Below are 18413 nucleotides of genomic sequence, written 5' to 3'. Positions count from 1 at the left end.
CGGCGAGGACTGAATTACTCTCGCGGACGGAAGCTTTCGTCGTACACATGCAGTCCCCACGCAGGCCCGGCCGCGCAGCGACCGGCGCCGCAGCCGCAACCCGCGACCGCGATCCTTCGCGGCCCCGCGCCGCTGGACAGATGGAGGAAGACCGCTGGTGATCGCGATTATCGAAGAACCCCGCTCCCTCTCCGCCGACTTCCTCAAGGAGATCGGCGCGGTCGCGTTCGTGATGGCGCAGCACGCGCGCCATCGCGACCGGCCGGTGCACGCCCTGCCCAGCCGGATCGCGCCGGCGGCGATGGCCCGGCAGATCCGGGTGTTCTACACCGCGCAGAGCATGCCGGTGGGCTACCTGACCTGGGCATGGCTGAATCCGCAGGCCGAGCGTCGCTGGATCGAGCAGCCCGACGCGCCGCTGCATCCTTCCGAATGGACCGACGGCGACGCGCTGTGGCTGATCGACTTCGTGACCCTGCCCGGGCTGGAACGCAAACTGTTGAACCACGCCAAGGGCAGCCTGTTCGCCGACCAGTCCTCGATCAAGGCGCTGCACCGCGGCGCCGACGGCGCCGCGCGCAAGGTCTCGAACTGGCGCCGCCGCGGCGGCGCCTGGGGCGTGGCCGACCCGCATTGGCATTCCGCGCGCGGCTGAGCCGGCGCCCGAACGGAGGATATGGATGAGCCGCTCAGCCCCCACCGCCGACACCGGCACGGACGACGCGCCCGACGCGATGCCCGGCCCCACCAGCGAACTCGCCAGACAGCGCGTGTTTCCCGAGCATCGCTTCCAGTTCAGCGCGCACCAGTTGTGTTTCATGTGCAAGTGCCTGTCCGACACCCGCGACCTGGACGGCGCCATCGTCGAGATCGGTTGCGAGTACGGACACACCACGGTGTTCCTCAACAACTACATCGACGATCTGGTCGGCCAGGACCGCCCCTACTACGCCATCGACACCTTCAGCGGGTTCACCGAATCCGACGTGCGCTTCGAGGCCGACAACCGCGGCAAGCAGGGCATCGCGTACCAGGACTTCAAGGAAAACCGCAAGGACTGGTTCGAGCGGACCTTGCGCATCAACCGCATCCGGCGGGTGCGGGCGATCGAGGCCGACATCAACGAGTTCGACCTGCCCTCGCTGGGCCCGCTGTCGTTCGTGCTGCTCGACGTCGATCTTTACCGCCCCACCCGCAAGGCCTTGCCGGAGCTCTACGAAATGCTGCGCCCCGGCGGAGTGATCGTGGTCGACGACTGCAACCCGGCCAGCAACCAATGGGACGGCGCCTACCAGGCCTACATCGAGTTCGTGCGCGCGCGCAACATCACGCCCAGGATCATGTACAACAAGCTCGGCGTGCTCAGGAAGCCGTTGCCGGAGACCGCGCCGTCCTAGCGCGCCGGCCGCCGCCAGCGCAGCTTTCCGTCGCGGCCGTCGCCGGCGCGCCGCACGACCCGCCCGGCCGGAGCCGCCGGGCGCCCAACCCAGGGCGATTTGCTTGAACGCGAACAGGCCGATATTGATCACCGGAGGCGCCGGCTACGTCGGCAGCCACGTCGCCCTGCACCTGGCCGAGCGCGGCGAACGCGTCGTCGTCCTCGACGACCTCAGCACCGGCCACGCCCGCGCGGTGATCGGCGCCGAACTGGTGATCGGCGACGTCGGCGACCGCGACACCGTCGCGCGGGTGCTGCGCGACTACGACATCGACACCGTCCTGCACCTGGCCGGGCGCACCATCGCCCCGGAATCGGTGCGCGACCCGCTGCGCTACTACGCCGGCAACACCTGCGCCACCCACACCCTGCTGGCGTGCTGCGCCCAGGCCGGGGTGAGCCGGTTCGTGTTCTCTTCGTCGGCCGCGGTCTACGGCATGCCCGCCTCGGGCATCGCCCGCGAGGACACGCCGACCGCGCCGATCAATCCCTACGGCGCGTCCAAGCTGATGAGCGAGTGGATGCTGCGCGACCTGTCCGCCGCCAGCGGGCTGCGCTACGCGGTGCTGCGCTACTTCAACGTCGCCGGCAGCGACACCCGCGGCCGCACCGGCCACCGCACCCGCAACGCCACCTTGCTGATCAAGGCCGCCTGCGAAGTGGCGACCGGGCAGCGCGAGTGCATCGCGGTGTACGGCACCGACTTCGCCACCCCGGACGGCACCGGCGTGCGCGACTACATCCACGTCGACGACCTGGCGCGCGCGCACACCGACGCGCTGGACTATCTGCGCGGGGGCGGCGAGTCGATCGTGCTCAACTGCGGCTACGGGCGCGGCGCGTCGGTGCGCGAGGTGCTGCGCGCGGTCGAGCGCGCCCACGGCGCGCCGATCCCGGTGGTCGAGCATCCGCGCCGGATCGGCGACGCGCCGTCGCTGATCGCCGACGCGGCGAAGATCCGCCGCGTGCTCGGCTGGTCGCCGCGTTGCGACGACATCGACCTGATCGTCGCCAGCGCGCTGGCCTGGGAACGCAGCCTCGCCGCCGAGCGCGGCTGAGCCGGCGCGTCCGCGCCGCGCGTCGCGCCGGCGGCGACGCGCAACGCCGTCGCCTCAGCGCTGCGCCGGCCGGCCGGGCGCATCGTTGGACTCGTCCACCACCGCCGCGACCGAATACCCGCTGCGCGCGATCGCCGCCACCGTTTCGGCCACGGTGAGCCAGTTCTCGACCCGCACGATCGGCGCGCCGCGCTCCAGGTCGCGTTCGAAGTTGATCCGGCTGCCGATGTCGGCGCGCAGCACCGCCGCGACGATCCCGCGCATGGCGTCCGCGTCGAGGGACTCGTGCAATTGCAATCTCATGGCGCGGACTCCTGTTCGGTCAGGTCGGTGGCGAAGGGTTCGGCGGCGTCGGCCTCGCGCCACCACGGCGCGGTCGGCGCCGGCGACTGCAGGTCGACGCGTTCGCCCATGCGCGGCGTGCTCAGGGCCACGCCGCGCTGCGCGGCCAGGGCCGACACCCGCTCGAACGGCTCCGTCCACGGATGCAGGGCCAGGTCGAAGGTGCCGTTGTGGATCGGCAGCAGCCAGCGGCCGCGCAGGTCCAGGTGCGCCTGCACCGTCTGTTCCGGCTGCATGTGCACGTGCGGCCAGTTGGCGTCGTAGGCGCCGGTTTCCAGCAAAGTGACGTCGAACGGCCCGTAGCGGCGGCCGATCTCGGCGAAACCGGCGAAGTAGCCGGTGTCGCCGCTGAAGAACAGCCGCAGCGGGTCGCCCTCGCCGGCGTCGTCGAGGATCGTCCACGACGCCCACAGGGTCGTGTCGCCGTCGAGCAGGCCGCGGCCGGAAAAGTGCTGCGCGGGCGTGGCGACGAAACGCACGCCGTCGATGCGGGTGCCCTGCCACCAGTCGAACTGGCGCACCTTGGCCGGGTCCACGCCCCAGCCGACCAGGCGGTCGCCGACGCCCAGCGGGGTCAGGAACACGCCGGCGGTCTTGGCCAGTTCCAGCACGGTGGCGCGGTCGAGGTGGTCGAAATGATCGTGCGAGAGGATCACCCCGCGCAGCGGCGGCAAATCCGCCAGCGCGATCGGCGGCGCGTGGAAGCGCTTGGGCCCGAGCCACTGCACCGGCGAGGCGCGCTGCGCGAACACCGGGTCGGTGATCCACCAGCCGCCGCGCAGCTTGATCAATACGGTCGAGTGGCCGAGCCGGAACAGGCTGCGGTCGGGCGCCTGCGCCAGTTGCCGCGCGGTGAGCGCGAGCACCGCCGGCGCCGCGGCCGGGACCGCGTCGGCGGGCTTGTTCCACAGCGCGTCGGCGATGATCCGCAGCAGCTTGCGCAGGCCGGTGGCCGGGCGCGGGACGACGTTGTGGAAACGGCCGTCGGCGAACTGCGGCGAATCGGCGTAGTCGGCCGTGGACGGGCGGGGCTTGGCGGCGAACGGCAGGCAGGTGCTCACGATCGTGGCTCCGATGGGCAGGCTGGGGCGGCGAAGACGGGGGGCTGGAAGCGTTGCAGGGCGGGCTTCCAGGCCCGCCTGAATACTTACACTGCCCAGTGTAGTGTACTTTTTGAAAAAGTAAACCCATGGGTGTAACCTTGCCGTCATGCCTACCCCCGCCCCTGCCCGCCTGACCGACCGCAAGCGCGCCGCCATCCTCGACGCGGCCATCGTCGAGTTCCGCCAGGCCGGCTACGAGGCCACCAGCATGGACCGCGTCGCGGCCAGCGCCGGGGTCTCCAAGCGCACCGTCTACAACCACTTCCCGAGCAAGGAAGTGCTGTTCGCGCACATCCTGCGGCAGTTGATGGAACGCACCCTGGCCTCGCCGGAACAGGCCTACCGCGCCGACCGACCGCTGCGCGCCCAGTTGCTCGAACTGGTGCGGCAGAAGATGGAGCTGCTGCAGGACGAATCCTTCATCGACCTGGCCCGCGCCGGCATCGCCTCGGTCATACCCTCGCCCGAGCGCGCCCAGCAGATGTTCGGCCGCATCGGCGACAAGGAAGAAGGACTGGTGGTGTGGATCCGCGCCGCCGCGGCCGACGGCCGGCTGAACACCGACGATCCGGGCTTCGCCTCGACCTTCATGTTCGGGATGATCAAGGGCTTCGCGTTCTGGCCGCAGATCACCATGGGCCAGCCGCTGTTGACCGAAGAACAGCGCGACCGGGTCGCGCAGACCGCGACCGACATGTTCCTGGCGCACTTCGCGGCGGCTTGATCGCAAGCGCGGCGCCTGCGCGCCGCGGCGTCGCCGCCTTCAGCGCCGCCGCGGCTTGTCCGCCGCCGACGGCGCCTCGCGCAGACTCTCCACCAGCGAAAACACCCACGGCCGGCTCGCGGCGAGCATGCCGACGCTGCGCCGCCGCTCCGGCGGCAGGCCGATGTCGAGATCGGCGGCTTCCTTGAATTCGGCCACCAGCTTGTCGAGCTTGCGCCGCAGGGTGGCCGCGGAAGCTTCGCTGAGTTCGCGTATTTCCAGGGCGAAGAACGCCTCGCCGCCGTCGAAGCCGTGGTTGAGGAATTCGCGGCTGGCCAGCTGGAAGTAACGCGCGCGCACCGGGCCGTCGTCGCGCCAGGAAAAATCGCGCGGCACCCGCAACCGGGTGCGGTCGCCGGGCAGCAGTTCGATCAGGCGCAGCTTATCCAGCTGCGCCAGCAGCCGCACCAGTTCGGGCTTGCGCAGGCCGTAGTCGGCGCCGATGGCGGCGCTCTGCCAGCCCTGGCACAGCAGGTGGAACACCGTCATCAGGCGCGGCTCGGCGGCCAGCGCGGTTTCCTGCGCCAGGCTCAGGTGGCGGCGCGCGTCGCGGTTGCCGCGGGCGCTGCGCGCCAGTTCGAAGAAGTCGATGTCGAGCGCCTCGCAAATCTGTTCGAGCCGGTCCAGGCCGATGCGGCCGTTGGACAGCAGGCGCTTGATCGTGGGCTCGGACAGGCCCAGCGCGGCGGCGAGGTCGGCGTAGCGCCAACCGCGTTCCTTGAGGATGCGCTTGAGCGCGGCGAGCAGGCGTTCGCGTTCGGCCATGGCGGCGCGGGACTCGGGTGGCGGGATAGTCGGGATCATATATCGATACCCGTATCGCCACGATTGCGGATGGCGATACCCGGCCGCAGGCTGCGCGCCAGTCCACGCCGCCGCCCGCCCATGTCCATCGCCGCCCTGCCCTGCGCGCCATCCCCGCAAACGCTCGACCTGGAAACGCTCAACGACGTCCACGCCCGGCTCAATCCGACCCAGGCGCAGGTGCTGCGGCCGCCGTCGGTCGAGGCGGCCTGCGCCGCGGTGCGCGCCTGCGCCCGCGCCGGCCAGCCGCTGATCGCCGCCGGCGCGCGCCATGCGATGGGCGGCCAGCAGTTCCTGTCCGGCGGACGGGTGCTCGACACCTCGGCGCTGTGCGGCGTGCTCGGCTTCGACGACGCGCGCGGCTTGCTGACGGTGCAGGCCGGCATCCGCTGGCCGGCGTTGCTGGCGTGGCTGGCGTCGAGCCCGGACAACCGCGGCGGCTGGACCATCCGCCAGAAACAGACCGGCGCCGACGAGTTCAGCCTCGGCGGCGCGCTGGCCAGCAACATCCATGGCCGCGGACTGAGCTACGCGCCGTTCGTCGAGGACGTGGAAGCGCTCACGCTGATCGACGCGCAAGGCGAATTGGTCGAGGCCAGCCGCCGGCAACGGCCGGAACTGTTCGCGCTGGTCGCCGGCGGCTACGGCCTGTTCGGCGTGGTGGTGGCGCTGACCTTGCGGCTGACGCCGCGCCAGGTCTTGCGCCGCGAGGTCGCCCTGGCCCGCGTCGGCGAACTGTCGGCGGCGTTCGCCGACGCCATCGCGCAGGGCTGCAGCTACGGCGATTTCCAGTTCGCGATCGACCCGGCCAGCGACGACTTCCTCGACCTGGGCGTGCTGTCGTGCTATCGCCCGGCGGCCGACGCCGTCGCCAGCGCGCCGCGCCACCTGCACGCCGACGACTTCGCCCGCCTGCTGTTGCTGGCCCACCACCAGCCCACGCGCGCGTTCCGCGAATACGCCGAGTTCTACCTGGCCACCCACGGCCAGCACTACGCCAGCGACGCGCAGCAGACCGGGGTCTACCTCGACGGCTATCACGCCGCGGTGGACCGCTCGCTCGGCCATTGCGGTTCGGAAATGATCAGCGAGCTGTACGTCCCGCGCGCCGCGCTGGCCGGCTTCATGGCCCGCGCCGCGCACAGCCTGCGCCGCCATCGCGCCCAACCGATCTACGGCACCGTGCGCCTGATCGAGCGCGACCCCACCAGCGTGCTGGCCTGGGCGCGCGAGGACTGGGCCTGCGTGATCTTCAACCTGCACGTGCGCCACGACGCCGGCGGCATCGACGACGCCGCGCAGGCGTTCCGCGCGCTGATCGACGATGCGCTGTGGTTCGGCGGCAGCTTCTACCTCACCTACCACCGCTGGGCCACGCGCGCGCAACTGGAGGCGGCGCATCCGCGCCTGCGCGAGTTCCTGCGCGCCAAGCGCGAGTTCGACCCGCAGCAACGCTGGCAGAGCGATTGGTACCGCCACCACCTCGCCCTGATGCAGGCCTGAGATGGGCGGCGTATCGACCTCGATGCTGCTCGCGGCCGCGGCGGTGCGGCAGGCGCGCAGCGACGCCGATCCGGCGGTGGCGCGCAACGCCGCGCTCGCGCGCGCCTGCCTGCAAGGCTGCGGCCGACCCGGCGCGCGGCTGCTGCGCGCCGTCGACCATGCTCTCGGCCGGGTCTTGCTGGCGGCGCTGGAAACTCTGTACCTGCCCGGGATCGGCGCGCATTACGCCTGGCGCAAGCGCCGCATCCGGCGCTGGGCGCTGCAGGCCTGCGGCGACGGCGCGCAACAACTGCTGGTGCTCGGCGCCGGCTTCGACGGGCTGTCGCTGTTCCTGCTCGAACGCATCCCCGGGCTGCGCGCGTTCGAGATCGAGCGCGAATCCACGGTCGCGATCAAGCGCGAAGCGCTGCGCCGGCTCGGCGTGCGCGAGCCGCGCCTGAGCCTGGTCGCGGCCGACTTGAGCGTCGTCGCCGTCGAGACCTTGCTGCCGGGCATCCCGCGGTTCGATCCGCGGAAGCCGACCCTGGTCGTCGCCGAAGGCGTGCTGATGTACCTGGAACCGCCGGAACTGCAGCGGCTGCTGTGCGGCCTCGCGCAGACGCTACCCGGCGCGGGCCTGATCGCGACCGCGATGGCGCCGGCCGCCGCCGGCGCGCCGGGATTCGCGCGCCAGCGTCGGTGGGTGCGGCGCTGGCTCGAGCGCGCCGGCGAACCGTTCCGCTGGGCGCGGACGCGCGACGGATTGGCCGCGACGCTGGCCGCCGCCTCGGTGCGCCTGGAGCGCATCGCCGATCCCGACGAAGCCGCCGATCCCGATCCCTCGCCGGGCGAATGGCTGTTCGCCGGCGAGTTCGCGCGGCCGCCGCGGTAACGCGACGGCCTACGCAAAACACCGCCCGTGCGGCGTTCTGCCGCAGCGTCCGCGGCCCGGCGCGGCGCGTGCCTGCCCTACTCTATGCCTCGCCCGCGCCGCGACCGGTTCGCGGCGCCTTCCTTCCCGACGCGCACCCGCACCGGCCCAACCGCCGGCCGCTTCGCCGCGTCCGTTGCCTGCGAATCATGCGATGACCTTGCGAACCTTGGCGTTGAGCTGCGCCCTCGCCCACACCCTGGCCGCGCCCGCCGCGCGGGCCGCCGATGCGGCCGCGGCGAAAAACGACGCCGCTGCGACCCTGGACGCGGTGGTGGTGACCGCCGCTCCGGTGTCGCCGCTGACTTTCGAGCTCGATCCGCGGCTGCCGCGGCAACCGGTGCCGGCCAGCGACGGCGCCGACTATCTTAAGACCATCCCCGGCTTCAACGCGATCCGCAACGGCGGCAGCAACGGCGACCCGGTGCTGCGCGGCATGTTCGGCTCGCGCCTGAACCTGCTCGCCAACGACGGCAGCATGCCCGGCGCGTGTCCGGCGCGCATGGACAACCCCTTGTCGTATGTGTCGCCGGAAACCTACGACCGGCTGATCGTGGTCAAGGGCCCGCAGACGGTGCTGTGGGGCCCGGGCGCCTCGGCCGGCACCGTGCGCTTCGTGCGCCGCACCGAGCCGTTCGAGCGCCCCGGCCTGCGCGCCAGCGGCAGCCTGCTCGGCGGTTCGTTCGGCCGCAACGATCAGCGCCTGGACCTCGCCGCCGGCGCGCCGTCCGGCTACGGCCGCGTGACCGCCAACCGCTCCGAAGCCGACGACTACGACAACGGCGACGGCCAGCGCGTGCCCTCGTCCTGGAAGAAATGGAACGCCGACGCGACCGCGGGCTGGACGCCCGATGCCGACACCGCGCTCGAACTCGCCGCCGGCCGCGGCGACGGCCAGGCGCGCTACGCCGGCCGCGGCATGGACGGCGCCCAGTTCCGGCGCGAGAGCTACAGCCTGCGTTTCGAGCGCAAGAACCTCGGCGGCGCGCTCGACGCGCTGGAGGCCAATGCGTTCTACAACTACGCCGATCACGTGATGGACAACTACAGCCTGCGCGATCCCAACCCGATGAGCGCGATGCCGATGCCGGTGGCGGCGAACGTGGACCGGCTCACCGTCGGCGGCCGCGCCGCGGCGAGCTGGCGCTGGGCCGCGTTCGAGCTCAGCGCCGGCGTCGACGGCCAGCGCAGTCGCCATCGCGAACGCAGCGGCACGGGCCGCGGCGCCTATCGCGCGGCGCCGTGGAGCGCCGACGCGCGCTTCTCGACGCTGGGCCTGTTCGCCGAGGCGACTTGGCGCGCGAATGCGCAGAGCCGCCTGGTCTACGGCGCGCGCGTGGACCGCGCCCGGGTCGAAGACCAGCGCGCCGGCGCCGGCATGATGGACATGCCCAACCCGACTTTCGGCGAGGTCCGGCGCGAAACCCTGCCCAACGGCTTCGTGCGCTACGAACGCGACCTGGCCGGCACCCGCGCCGGCTGGTACGCCGGCCTCGGCCACGTCGAGCGCATGCCCGACTACTGGGAACTGTTCTCGCCGAACCTGGGCCCGGCCGGCGCGGCCAACGCCTTCGCCGGCGTCGCGCCGGAGAAGACCACGCAGCTGGACGTCGGCCTGCAGTACAAGGGCCAGCGCGTCGACGCCTGGGTTTCGGCCTATGTCGGCCGCATCGGCGACTACATCCTGTTTGCCTATCTGCCCGGCGGGATGATGGGACCGACCAGCCGGGCCAGCAACGTGGACGCGCGCATCCGCGGCGCCGAGGCCGGCGCCGACTGGCGTGCGGCCGAACACTGGAAACTCGGCGCGAGCCTGGCCTACGCCTGGGGCGAGAACCGCAGCGACGGCCGGCCGCTGCCGCAGATGCCGCCGCTGGAGGCCAAGCTGTCGCTGGGCTACGACGACCGGCGCTGGAGCGCCGGCGCGTTGCTGCGCGGGTCCGCGAAGCAGGACCGGGTCGCGGTCGGCCAGGGCAACGTGGTCGGCCAGGACATCGGCCGCAGCCGCGGCTTCGCGGTGTTCTCGCTCAACGGCGGCTATCGCTTCAGCGACGCGCTGCGGCTCAGCGCCGGCGTCGACAACCTGTTCGACCGCCGCTACAGCGAGCACCTCAACCTCGCCGGCAGCGCCGACTTCGGCTACCCGGCCGACCCGGTGCGCATCGACGAACCCGGCCGCTCGCTGTGGGCCCGGCTCGACTTCACGTATTGAGCGCGCGTTGCCCCGCGCGGCGACGGCCGCGCCGGTTCAATCCCGCCGCGACAGGCCGACCTTGAGATCGTCGCGGATGTAGATCTCGACATACCCCGGCAACCAACCCTCGTGCGCCATGCGCACGAACGGTTCGAGCAGGCGGCTGTCCTGCCGGTCGGTCAGGAACACCACCGACCACAGGTTCAAGGGCTGCGTTTCCTCGCCGCCGACGCCGTGCACGACATGGAAGATCGGCTGGCCGCTGCCGGCGCGCAGCGGCGCGCCGTCGGGTCCGGGGTATTCGGCGGCGCCGATGAAGGTCACCTTCTGCTGGGCGTGGTCGGCCCGGGTCTGCTCCAGGATCAGTTCGTAGCGCTCCGGCTGCAGCCACAGCCGCTGCCGCGACTTGCGCACGAAGCGCTCGACCCGTTCGCGCTCGCCCTGGTCGGCCCACACCGCCGCGCTGCCCGGCTCGACCACGTAGGGGATGTAGCGGTCGGGCCGGCGCGCCTTGCGCCCTTCCATCTCCCACAGCTGCGAGCGGGTCAGCCGCAGCGGACGTTGCAGCCGGTAGCGTTCGGACAGCACCCGGTTCACGTCGATCGGGGGAAGCTCGAAACGGGTGTTGCGCGGGTCGTTCCAGGCCTGCGCGAAGACGGGTTCGTGGTCCACGTTCGGGTATGCAATGCTCATGACGTCGCTCCGGGGGAAGGGTTCGCAAACCGCCGCGCCCGGATCCGTTGCGGATCGCCGCGGGCGGCGGATGCGCTCACGGTATGACCTCAAGCTAAGTCGAGGTCAATGCGCGAACAGGCGAACGCACAGTTCCAGATCGGCAACTGCCGTTGCGACAACTGAACGATGCTTGCGCGCGCGTGCAAACCCCTCGCGCCGATCGGCCGGGCGCTAGGCCCCGGTCTGCCGGTGCGGCGCGCGCACCGGCTTGGATTCGGGCGACTTGTCCTGGCGCAGGAAGATCGACAGCACCACGATCGACAGCACTGCGAGGAATTCGCTCTGCCAGTTCTGGAACGATTCGAACCAGAAATCGGAACTGCCCAGGTGCTCGCTCAGCTCGACCGGCGCGCGCCCCTGCAGCCGGCGCTCGTCGTTGTGGTGGCGCCAGCTGCCGTAACCGTGCAGCACGAACGAGCCCAGGAACAGCAGCAAGAACGCGGCCGTCAGCGAGTGCGAATACAGCCGCCGCCACAGCCCGCCGCGGCGCACCGGCCACGGCGCCGGGCCGGGGTCGATGTGCTCGGGCCGCGGCTCGAACGGGCGCGACTCGGCCGAGCCCAGCTGGCGCAGCCACACCGTCAGCAGCACGTACATGCCCATCTGCAGGAATTCGCTTTCCCAGTTCTCGAACGTGGCCGAGATGAAGTGGCCGCTGTCGAGATAGGCCCGCAACGTCAGCGGCGCCTGGCCTTCGCGCACGATTTCCTCGTTCCACGCGGCCTGGCCGGTCAGCACCTGGCCGACCAGGAACGCCAGGAAGATCGCGCTCAGCACCAGGCTCAGGCCGTTGCGTCGCCAGAAGGACGGTTCGCCTCGCATCGCTGCTTGCATCGCACTGCGCGCTCCGTGAACAGGATCGCGAGCACGATCCGCCGGCCGGCGTTAGCGCGATGTTCACGCCGGCGTTCACTCGCGCTGAATCGTGCGCGTTCTACGTTGCCCGCACGCCAGCAATCGACACCGGAGGACACGATGGCCAGCAAGCGGCACGACCGCGCCCAGTTGAACGAACTGCTCTACCAGGCGCTGGAAACCGAAAAAGGCGGCATCCGCATCTACCAGACCGCGCTGGAATGCGCGGTCAACCGAGACCTGCGCGAGGAATGGCAGGGCTACCTGGACGAAACCCGCCGCCACCACGAGATCCTGACCGGCGTGCTCGCCGAACTGGGCCTGGACCCGCAGGCGGCGTCGCCGGGCCGCGAAGTCGTCGCCCACATCGGCGCGTCGCTGGTGAAGGCGATGCAGATGGCGCTCGAGGCCGGCGATGCGCAGGCCGCCGAGTTGGTCGCGGCCGAGTGCGTGGTGCTGGCCGAGACCAAGGACCACCAGAACTGGGAACTGATCGGCCATGTCGCCAAGAACACCAGCGGCAAGGAAGCCGCGACGCTGATGGAGGCCTACGAACAGGTCGAGAAGGAAGAGGATCACCACCTCTACCACACCCAGGGTTGGGGCCGCGAACTGTGGATCGCCAGCCTCGGCTTCAAGGCGGTGCTGCCGCCGCCGGAAGAGATCAAGCACGTCGAGACCGCGATCGGCGCGTCGCGCGCCGAGCAAGCGCGCGAGCAGATGTTGAAGAAGAACTGAGCCGACATGGCCACCCGCGCCGACCCGTTCCCCTCGCACATCCAAGCGCGCACGCATGTCGAGGCCGGCGCCGGCCTCGACATGCCCGCACGCGCCGGCGAGCGGCCGCCGGCCGCGCGCAGCGGCGCCGGGCGCGGCATCGCCGCATGGGTCCGGCGCAAGCCGGCGCACGCCTTCGCCCTGGCCGTGGCCGCGGGCTGGCTGTTGGGCAAGATCAGCCGCGTCGCCCAGGGCCGGCGGCCGCGCTAGGCCGTCGCGCGGCGCGGCCGGCGCGTCGCCTCACGGCTGCATGTGTTCGCCGACGACGACCACGATCCGGTCCGGCACCAACGGGTCGTTGGCGTAGACCCGGACCAGCGATTGGGTCCGCCGCGTCACCACCGCCGCGAAGGTCTCCAGCAATACCGAGGTGACCACCACTGCGCGGTTGGGCGTGGTCAATCGCCGCGTACACACCAGTTCGCCCGGACGGGCCACGAACTCGTCGCTGACCAGCAGGCGCACCGGCAGGCCGTTGGCGGTGGCGTTGCGGATCGCGATGCAGGCGTCGGTGACCTGGATCGGCAGCTTGCCGCTCAAGGGCGGCAGGTTCAACGCGCCGGAGTCGCACACGAGCAGGACCGGGTTGTACTGGGTGATCCGGGCGAAGACCTTCATGCAGCGGAGCATCGTTCCCTGGTCGGCGGGGCCCGTATCTGACCATTGCGCGGGCGCGTCGGCCAGCGAAGCGCGAGGACAAGCTGAACCAGTCAGCTTGGTGGCGAGAACTCGAACGCAACGGCGCGTTCGCGCGTCCGTCCCGGCCGCGGGAAACGGCATCGCGCGAGGGCGCCGCAGCGCCGCCCTCGCCTGCCGTTGGCGCCAGCGCATCGGCCGATGCCGGCCGCATCGCCCGGCCGACGCGCGGCCGATCCGGCGCGGCGCACGTCGGCATCCGCAGCGCGGCCACGCGTGTACGCGCGGGCAACATCGCCTGCGCTAGCGTCGCCGGAATGTCCAGCGCACTGCGCCCCGACGATCCGCTGATCCTGCGCCCGCAAGGGCTGTATTGCGCGGCCGGCGATTTCTACATCGATCCGCTGCAGCCGGTCGCGCGCGCGCTGATCACCCACGGCCACGGCGACCACGCCCGCGCCGGCATGGGCCGATACCACACCAGCGCCGCCGGCCTGCCGGTGCTGCGCTGGCGGCTGGGCGAGCGAGGCTACGTCGCCCACGACTACGGCGAGCCTTTCGACCTGGGCGCGGCGCGCATATCGCTGCATCCGGCCGGGCACGTGCTCGGTTCGGCCCAGGTGCGCATCGAGGTCGGCGGCCGGGTGTGGGTGGTGTCGGGCGACTACAAGCGCCAGCCCGATCCCACCTGCGCGCCGTTCCAGCCGGTGCGCTGCGATGTCTTCGTCACCGAAGCCACCTTCGCCCTGCCGGTCTACCGCTGGCCGGACACCGCCGCGGAGGTGGCGCAGATCGAGCGATGGCGGCAGCGCTGCGGCGAACGCGGCGAAGCGGCCGTGCTGTTCTGCTACGCGCTGGGCAAGGCGCAACGCCTGCTCGCCGAACTGCGCGCGTTCGGCGAACGGCCGGTGTTCGTGCACGGCGCGATCGAGGCCGGGGTGCGGGTCTACCGCGAGGCCGGCGTGGCGATGGTCGAGACCCGTCCGCTCGAGGACGGCCGCGACGCGCACGCCGGCGAACTGGTGCTGGCGCCGCCCTCGGCGCTGGGCTCGGCGTGGATGCGGCGCTTGCGCCGGGCCCAGACCGCGCTGGCCTCGGGCTGGATGCGCGTGCGCGGCAACCGCCGCCGGCGCAACGTCGACCGCGGCTTCGTGATCTCCGACCACGCCGACTGGCCCGCGCTGCTGGCCAGCATCGACGACAGCGGCGCCGGCCGCGTGCTCGCCACCCACGGCCGCAGCGAGGCGCTGGTGCGGGCCTTGCGCGAACGCGGACTCGATGCGCACTCGCTGCCGGCGCCGCAGGCGTCCTCCGAACCGCCCGCGTCCACGGCCCCGCCGGACGGCGACGCATGAAGGCCTTCGCCGCGCTGTACCGCGAACTCGACCGCACCACCGCGACCTCGGACAAACGCGCCGCGCTGATCGCCTATTTCCAGGCCGCGCCGCCGCGCGACCTGGCCTGGGCGCTGTGGCTGCTGTCGGGCGGCAAGCTCGCCAGCATCGCCAATCAGCGCGAGCTGCGCGAATGGATCGCGCAGGAATCCGGGCTGCCGGATTGGCTGGTCGGCGAGTGCTACGACGAAGTCGGCGACCTCGCCGAAACCTTGAACCTGCTGCTGCCCGAACCCGCGGCGCCGACGCCGGAGCGGCCGCTGCACGAATGGATCGAACGGCACCTGGCGCCGGTCGCCAAGGGCGCGCCGCAACTGCGTCGCGAGGCGGTGCTGGCCGGCTGGCGCGGGCTGCCGTCCGCGCAGCGCTTCGTGTTCGACAAACTGCTGACCGGCGCGCTGCGCGTGGGCGTGTCGCAACGCGCGGTGCAGCAGGCGCTGGCGGCGTGGTCGGGGGTGGACATCGCCCTGATCGCCCAGCGCATGCTCGGCGCGTGGACGCCGTCGCCGCAATTCGTCGAACGCCTGCTGTCGGCGCAGGCGCAGGCCAGCGATCGCGAGCAACCCTACCCGTTCTTCCTCGCCTCGCCGCTGGAACACCCGCCGGACGCCCTGGGCGCGGCCGGCGAGTGGCTGCTGGAATGGAAATGGGACGGCATCCGCCTGCAGCTGATCCGCCGGCGCGGCGCGGTCGCGCTGTGGTCGCGCGGCGAGGAACGCCTGGACGGGCGCTTTCCCGAGATCGAAGCGGCGGCGCGGCAACTGCCGCGCGATTGCGTGCTCGACGGCGAACTGCTGGCCTGGCGCGCGGACGAGCCGGCGCCGCTGCCGTTCGCGGCGCTGCAGACGCGCATCCAGCGGCGCAAGCCCGGGCCCAAGAGCCTGGCGCAGGCGCCCGCGCGCATGCAGGTCTACGACCTGCTCGAACTCGACGGCGAAGACTGGCGCGAACGGCCGCTGCAGCAGCGCCGCGACGCGCTCGCCGAGCTGCTCGCGGCGCAGCCCGGGGCGCCATCGGTGCTGGCGCTGTCGCCGCAGCTCGCGGCGGACGACTGGGCCCAGGCTTCGGCGCAGCGCGCGACCTCGCGCGGACGCGGCGTGGAAGGCCTGATGCTCAAGCGCCGCGATTCGCCGTACCGGGTCGGCCGCCGCCGCGGCGACTGGTGGAAATGGAAGATCGATCCGCTCAGCATCGATGCGGTGCTGATCTACGCCCAGGCCGGGCACGGCCGCCGCAGCACGCTCTACACCGACTACACCTTCGGCCTGTGGCGCGAGGGCGAACTGGTGCCGGTGGCCAAGGCATATTCGGGCCTGGACGATGCCGAAATCCTGGAACTGGACCGCTGGGTCCGCGCCCATACCCTGGAGCGTTTCGGCCCGGTGCGCGCGGTGGCGCCGGTACAGGTGTTCGAGCTCGGTTTCGAAGCGGTCAACCGCTCGACCCGGCACAAGTCCGGGGTCGCCGTGCGCTTTCCACGCATCCTGCGCTGGCGGCGCGACAAACCCGCGGCGCAGGCCGACACCCTGCAAGCGCTGGAATCGCTGGCGCGCTGAGCGCGCGGCGGCGCTCAGCCGGCGTTCGCGTGTTCGGCGCAGAGTTCGCGAAAGCGCAGCGCATCGGCCACCGCATGGCCGGCGGCGGTGTTGTCGAAGATGCACCAGCTCTGCGCGCCGGATTCGCCGACGCGTGCGCGCACCGCTTCGGCCAGGGCGCGCAGGCGGGTTTCGCCATATTCGCTGTAATAGGTGCGCGGCGAGCCGTGCCAGCGCCAGTAGCGCACCCGGCCGTGCGGCGAAGGTTCGGCCGCGGCGGCCAGCGGCAGCGCCGGGTCGACGCCGGCGCGCTGCACGCCGTAGCGCTGCAATACCGCGTCGGCGCGTGGATGGAACCAACTGCGATGGCGCGGCTCGCACACCACCGGCGTCCGGCTGCGCCGGGCCAGCATGGCGAAGAAACGCGCGGCCACGGCGGCGTCGAACCGCAGGCTCGGCGGCAACTGCACCAACAGCGCGCCGAGCGTGTCGCCCAGCCCGCCGGCCTGGCCGAGGAATTCGTCGAGCATCGGCCCGGCGCCGCACAGCCCGGCTTCGTGGGTGATGGCGCGCGGCAGCTTGACGCTGAAAGCGAAGCCCGCCGGCACGCTGTCGGCCCAGCGCTCGTACGTGGCGCGGCGGTGCGGGCGGTAGAACGAGGAATTGATCTCGACCGCATCCAGCCGGCTGGCATAGGCTGCCAGCACGCTGGCGCCCGCGCCGAAGCGCGCGCGCTGCGCGGCCGGCAGCGACCAGCCGGCGCAGCCGATGCGGATGCGCTCGGCCGCTGCCGGCGGCGCGGCGCGGTCGCCGGGCTCGGGCTGCGCCATCGGTTGCGGATTCGACGGGAACGGATTCGACGGGAGCGGATTCGAGCTGTGCGGGTCGGAAGCGTGCATGGCTTCGATGGTCCCGGCGCGCGCATGGCACCGGCGTGAACGCATCCTTCGCCAACGTTCACGCGCCGTGGCGCCGCGCTTAACGCGATCTTGCCCAAGCTGCGGCGACCGCCACCGCCATGGAGATCGCCATGCAGCACCAGCGCCTGCGTTTCGGCCGCGGCTTCCGCGTCGCGCTGCGAGTGCGGCGCGTGCAGGCCGCGCAAATGACCCTCGCGCCCGGCGCCAGCGAGGGCGGGCCCGACAATCGCCATCGCGGCGCCGAGCAATGGCTGTATGTCGTCGCCGGCAGCGGCCTGGCCATCGTCGAGGGCCGCCGCCAGCGGCTCGCGCCCGGCAGCCTGCTGGTGATCGAGCGCGGCGAGCGGCACGAGATCCGCAACACCGGCCGCACCGCGTTGAAGACGCTCAATCTGTACTCGCCGCCGGCCTACGACGACGACGGCGAACCGCTGGGGCCGGGCAAGCGCTGAGCCCGCGGCGGCGCGGCGCGAAGTTCAGTACGCCGGTGCGCGGTGCCAGCGCCAGGCGCTGGCGATGATGTCCTCGATCGCGCCGTGCCGCGGCGTCCAGCCCAGGCGCTCGCGCGCCGCGGCGCTGGACGCGACCAGCACCGCCGGGTCGCCTTCGCGGCGCGGCGCCACCCGGTAGTCGATCTCGCGGCCGGTCACCCGCGCCGCGGCGCGCACGATCTGCAGCACGCTGAAGCCGGTGCCGTTGCCGAGGTTGAAGCAGTGCGCGCCGGCGTTGGCGTCCATCCAGTCCAGGGCGCGCACGTGCGCGTCGGCCAGGTCGAGCACGTGCACGTAGTCGCGCACGCAGGTGCCGTCGGCGGTGTCGTAGTCGTCGCCGAACACCTGCAGCGGCGCGCCCTGCCCCAGCGCCGCGCGCAGCACGTTCGGGATCAGGTGGGTCTCCGGCGTGTGCGACTCGCCGATGCCGGCCTCGGCCGCGGCGCCGGCGGCGTTGAAGTAGCGCAGCGACACCGAACGCAGGCCGTAGGCGCGCGCGGCATCGGCGAGGATGCGCTCGACCATCAGCTTGCTGGCGCCGTAGGGATTGATCGGCGCGGTCGGGTGGTCTTCGTCGATGCGCGGCGCCTGCGGCCGGCCGAACACCGCGGCCGAGGACGAGAACACCAGCCGGCCGACGCCGTGCGCGCGCATCGCGCGCAGCAGGTTGAGGCTGCCGGCGACGTTGTTGAGGTAATAGTCGTAAGGCTCGGCCACCGACTCGCCGACCAGCGAGCGCGCGCAGAAGTGCATCACCGCGTCGACCGGTTCGGCGAACGCCGCCTCCAGGCTGGCCGGATCGAGCAGGTCCGCGTCGATCCAGCGGCCCCAGCGCAAGGCCTGGCGATGGCCGGTGCTGAGGTTGTCGAGCACGCTGACGCGCACGCCGCGTTGGGCCAGCGCATAAGCCGCATGCGCGCCGACGTAACCGGCGCCGCCGCAGACCAGCACGTGC

The 18413-nt window shown here is 72.0% G+C and carries 20 protein-coding genes; 12 read left to right on the top strand and 8 right to left on the bottom strand.

What is annotated here, in order from left to right:
* Positions 1-157: 157 nt before the first annotated feature.
* From BLV01_RS08195 to galE (BLV01_RS08185), 3 genes are all read left to right on the top strand, one after another.
* Positions 158-655, top strand: a complete 498-nt coding sequence (locus tag BLV01_RS08195) for a toxin-activating lysine-acyltransferase (protein ID WP_091796394.1) — start codon at positions 158-160, stop codon at positions 653-655.
* 25 nt (positions 656-680) lie between these two features.
* Positions 681-1397, top strand: coding sequence for a TylF/MycF/NovP-related O-methyltransferase (locus BLV01_RS08190; RefSeq protein ID WP_091796392.1), 717 nt, complete (start codon positions 681-683; stop codon positions 1395-1397).
* A 124-nt stretch (positions 1398-1521) separates the two neighbouring features.
* Positions 1522-2496: a UDP-glucose 4-epimerase GalE gene (gene galE, locus BLV01_RS08185; RefSeq protein WP_254782556.1), complete on the top strand. Its 975-nt coding sequence runs from the start codon at positions 1522-1524 to the stop codon at positions 2494-2496.
* A 54-nt stretch (positions 2497-2550) separates the two neighbouring features.
* On the opposite strand, the gene BLV01_RS08180 is transcribed toward galE (BLV01_RS08185), so the two are convergent.
* Together BLV01_RS08180 and BLV01_RS08175 are read right to left on the bottom strand one after the other, a co-directional pair.
* Complete coding sequence (locus BLV01_RS08180) at positions 2551-2799, bottom strand: hypothetical protein (RefSeq protein WP_139178560.1); 249 nt, start codon at positions 2797-2799, stop codon at positions 2551-2553.
* Positions 2796-3899: an MBL fold metallo-hydrolase gene (locus BLV01_RS08175; protein ID WP_254782555.1), complete on the bottom strand. Its 1104-nt coding sequence runs from the start codon at positions 3897-3899 to the stop codon at positions 2796-2798. The genes BLV01_RS08180 and BLV01_RS08175 overlap by 4 nt, the downstream gene beginning before the upstream one ends.
* A gap of 148 nt (positions 3900-4047) precedes the next feature.
* On the opposite strand from BLV01_RS08175, the gene BLV01_RS08170 reads away from it, so the two are divergent.
* A complete protein-coding gene (locus BLV01_RS08170) occupies positions 4048-4665 on the top strand; it encodes a TetR/AcrR family transcriptional regulator C-terminal domain-containing protein (protein WP_091796384.1) in 618 nt (205 codons plus the stop codon).
* Positions 4666-4704: 39 nt separating this feature from the next.
* On the opposite strand, the gene BLV01_RS08165 is transcribed toward BLV01_RS08170, so the two are convergent.
* Positions 4705-5469, bottom strand: coding sequence for a helix-turn-helix domain-containing protein (locus BLV01_RS08165; RefSeq protein ID WP_175485819.1), 765 nt, complete (start codon positions 5467-5469; stop codon positions 4705-4707).
* Between the two features lie 120 nt (positions 5470-5589).
* Between BLV01_RS08165 and BLV01_RS08160 the strand changes: the two genes are divergently transcribed.
* The 3 genes from BLV01_RS08160 (at position 5590) to BLV01_RS08150 (ending at position 10133) form a co-directional block, all read left to right on the top strand.
* Positions 5590-7011: an FAD-binding oxidoreductase gene (locus BLV01_RS08160; RefSeq protein ID WP_175485818.1), complete on the top strand. Its 1422-nt coding sequence runs from the start codon at positions 5590-5592 to the stop codon at positions 7009-7011.
* Between the two features lies 1 nt (position 7012).
* Positions 7013-7882 (top strand): class I SAM-dependent methyltransferase, encoded by an 870-nt coding sequence (locus BLV01_RS08155; RefSeq protein ID WP_091796379.1) that lies wholly within the window; start codon positions 7013-7015, stop codon positions 7880-7882.
* 193 nt (positions 7883-8075) lie between these two features.
* On the top strand, positions 8076-10133 hold the full coding sequence (locus tag BLV01_RS08150; RefSeq protein WP_091796377.1) for a TonB-dependent copper receptor: 2058 nt from the start codon (positions 8076-8078) through the stop codon (positions 10131-10133).
* A 36-nt stretch (positions 10134-10169) separates the two neighbouring features.
* Here the strand turns inward: BLV01_RS08150 and BLV01_RS08145 are convergent, their stop codons facing one another.
* Both BLV01_RS08145 and BLV01_RS08140 read right to left on the bottom strand, forming a co-directional pair.
* Positions 10170-10808, bottom strand: a complete 639-nt coding sequence (locus BLV01_RS08145; protein ID WP_091796375.1) for a hypothetical protein — start codon at positions 10806-10808, stop codon at positions 10170-10172.
* 213 nt (positions 10809-11021) lie between these two features.
* Entirely contained in the window at positions 11022-11672 is a 651-nt protein-coding gene (locus BLV01_RS08140) for a DUF6766 family protein (protein ID WP_091796373.1), read from the bottom strand.
* Positions 11673-11825: 153 nt separating this feature from the next.
* Here BLV01_RS08140 and BLV01_RS08135 point away from each other — a divergent pair, with 153 nt between their 5' ends.
* Both BLV01_RS08135 and BLV01_RS08130 read left to right on the top strand, forming a co-directional pair.
* Positions 11826-12443 carry a ferritin-like domain-containing protein gene (locus tag BLV01_RS08135; protein WP_091796371.1) on the top strand — a complete coding sequence of 206 codons (618 nt, stop codon included), beginning with the start codon at positions 11826-11828 and terminating at the stop codon, positions 12441-12443.
* Positions 12444-12449: 6 nt separating this feature from the next.
* Positions 12450-12692 carry a hypothetical protein gene (locus tag BLV01_RS08130; RefSeq protein ID WP_091796370.1) on the top strand — a complete coding sequence of 81 codons (243 nt, stop codon included), beginning with the start codon at positions 12450-12452 and terminating at the stop codon, positions 12690-12692.
* A gap of 30 nt (positions 12693-12722) precedes the next feature.
* Here BLV01_RS08130 and BLV01_RS08125 read toward each other — a convergent pair whose 3' ends face one another.
* Positions 12723-13100: a hypothetical protein gene (locus BLV01_RS08125; RefSeq protein ID WP_091796368.1), complete on the bottom strand. Its 378-nt coding sequence runs from the start codon at positions 13098-13100 to the stop codon at positions 12723-12725.
* Between the two features lie 335 nt (positions 13101-13435).
* Here BLV01_RS08125 and BLV01_RS08120 point away from each other — a divergent pair, with 335 nt between their 5' ends.
* Together BLV01_RS08120 and BLV01_RS08115 are read left to right on the top strand one after the other, a co-directional pair.
* Positions 13436-14473 (top strand): ligase-associated DNA damage response exonuclease, encoded by a 1038-nt coding sequence (locus BLV01_RS08120; protein WP_091796366.1) that lies wholly within the window; start codon positions 13436-13438, stop codon positions 14471-14473.
* On the top strand, positions 14470-16068 hold the full coding sequence (locus BLV01_RS08115; protein ID WP_091796364.1) for an ATP-dependent DNA ligase: 1599 nt from the start codon (positions 14470-14472) through the stop codon (positions 16066-16068). Before BLV01_RS08120 ends, BLV01_RS08115 begins: the two co-directional genes overlap by 4 nt.
* A 14-nt stretch (positions 16069-16082) precedes the next feature.
* Here BLV01_RS08115 and BLV01_RS08110 read toward each other — a convergent pair whose 3' ends face one another.
* Positions 16083-16877, bottom strand: coding sequence for a DUF72 domain-containing protein (locus tag BLV01_RS08110; RefSeq protein ID WP_091797388.1), 795 nt, complete (start codon positions 16875-16877; stop codon positions 16083-16085).
* Between the two features lie 200 nt (positions 16878-17077).
* Between BLV01_RS08110 and BLV01_RS08105 the strand changes: the two genes are divergently transcribed.
* A complete protein-coding gene (locus tag BLV01_RS08105) occupies positions 17078-17419 on the top strand; it encodes a cupin domain-containing protein (RefSeq protein WP_091797385.1) in 342 nt (113 codons plus the stop codon).
* A gap of 24 nt (positions 17420-17443) precedes the next feature.
* Here the strand turns inward: BLV01_RS08105 and galE (BLV01_RS08100) are convergent, their stop codons facing one another.
* Entirely contained in the window at positions 17444-18409 is a 966-nt protein-coding gene (galE, locus tag BLV01_RS08100) for a UDP-glucose 4-epimerase GalE (RefSeq protein WP_217633474.1), read from the bottom strand.
* Positions 18410-18413 lie beyond the last annotated feature (4 nt).

The organism is Lysobacter sp. yr284 (assembly GCF_900107375.1).
Classification (GTDB): Bacteria; Pseudomonadota; Gammaproteobacteria; order Xanthomonadales; family Xanthomonadaceae; genus Lysobacter.
The sequence above is the reverse complement of the archived record's forward strand: the minus strand, read 5'-3'. Positions and strand labels throughout refer to the sequence as shown.

What these genes read in the sequence shown, in the direction of transcription:
- BLV01_RS08140 (WP_091796373.1), bottom strand. Translation starts at nt 11,672, where the DNA reads ATGCGAGGCGAACCGTCCTTCTGGCGACGCAACGGCCTGAGCCTGGTG.
- BLV01_RS08110 (WP_091797388.1), bottom strand. Translation starts at nt 16,877, where the DNA reads ATGGCGCAGCCCGAGCCCGGCGACCGCGCCGCGCCGCCGGCAGCGGCC.
- BLV01_RS08145 (WP_091796375.1), bottom strand. Translation starts at nt 10,808, where the DNA reads ATGAGCATTGCATACCCGAACGTGGACCACGAACCCGTCTTCGCGCAG.
- BLV01_RS08165 (WP_175485819.1), bottom strand. Translation starts at nt 5,469, where the DNA reads ATGGCCGAACGCGAACGCCTGCTCGCCGCGCTCAAGCGCATCCTCAAG.
- BLV01_RS08155 (WP_091796379.1), top strand. Translation starts at nt 7,013, where the DNA reads ATGGGCGGCGTATCGACCTCGATGCTGCTCGCGGCCGCGGCGGTGCGG.
- BLV01_RS08190 (WP_091796392.1), top strand. Translation starts at nt 681, where the DNA reads ATGAGCCGCTCAGCCCCCACCGCCGACACCGGCACGGACGACGCGCCC.
- BLV01_RS08130 (WP_091796370.1), top strand. Translation starts at nt 12,450, where the DNA reads ATGGCCACCCGCGCCGACCCGTTCCCCTCGCACATCCAAGCGCGCACG.
- BLV01_RS08105 (WP_091797385.1), top strand. Translation starts at nt 17,078, where the DNA reads ATGCAGCACCAGCGCCTGCGTTTCGGCCGCGGCTTCCGCGTCGCGCTG.
- BLV01_RS08170 (WP_091796384.1), top strand. Translation starts at nt 4,048, where the DNA reads ATGCCTACCCCCGCCCCTGCCCGCCTGACCGACCGCAAGCGCGCCGCC.
- BLV01_RS08160 (WP_175485818.1), top strand. Translation starts at nt 5,590, where the DNA reads ATGTCCATCGCCGCCCTGCCCTGCGCGCCATCCCCGCAAACGCTCGAC.
- BLV01_RS08120 (WP_091796366.1), top strand. Translation starts at nt 13,436, where the DNA reads ATGTCCAGCGCACTGCGCCCCGACGATCCGCTGATCCTGCGCCCGCAA.
- BLV01_RS08125 (WP_091796368.1), bottom strand. Translation starts at nt 13,100, where the DNA reads ATGAAGGTCTTCGCCCGGATCACCCAGTACAACCCGGTCCTGCTCGTG.
- BLV01_RS08135 (WP_091796371.1), top strand. Translation starts at nt 11,826, where the DNA reads ATGGCCAGCAAGCGGCACGACCGCGCCCAGTTGAACGAACTGCTCTAC.
- BLV01_RS08180 (WP_139178560.1), bottom strand. Translation starts at nt 2,799, where the DNA reads ATGAGATTGCAATTGCACGAGTCCCTCGACGCGGACGCCATGCGCGGG.
- BLV01_RS08115 (WP_091796364.1), top strand. Translation starts at nt 14,470, where the DNA reads ATGAAGGCCTTCGCCGCGCTGTACCGCGAACTCGACCGCACCACCGCG.
- BLV01_RS08150 (WP_091796377.1), top strand. Translation starts at nt 8,076, where the DNA reads ATGACCTTGCGAACCTTGGCGTTGAGCTGCGCCCTCGCCCACACCCTG.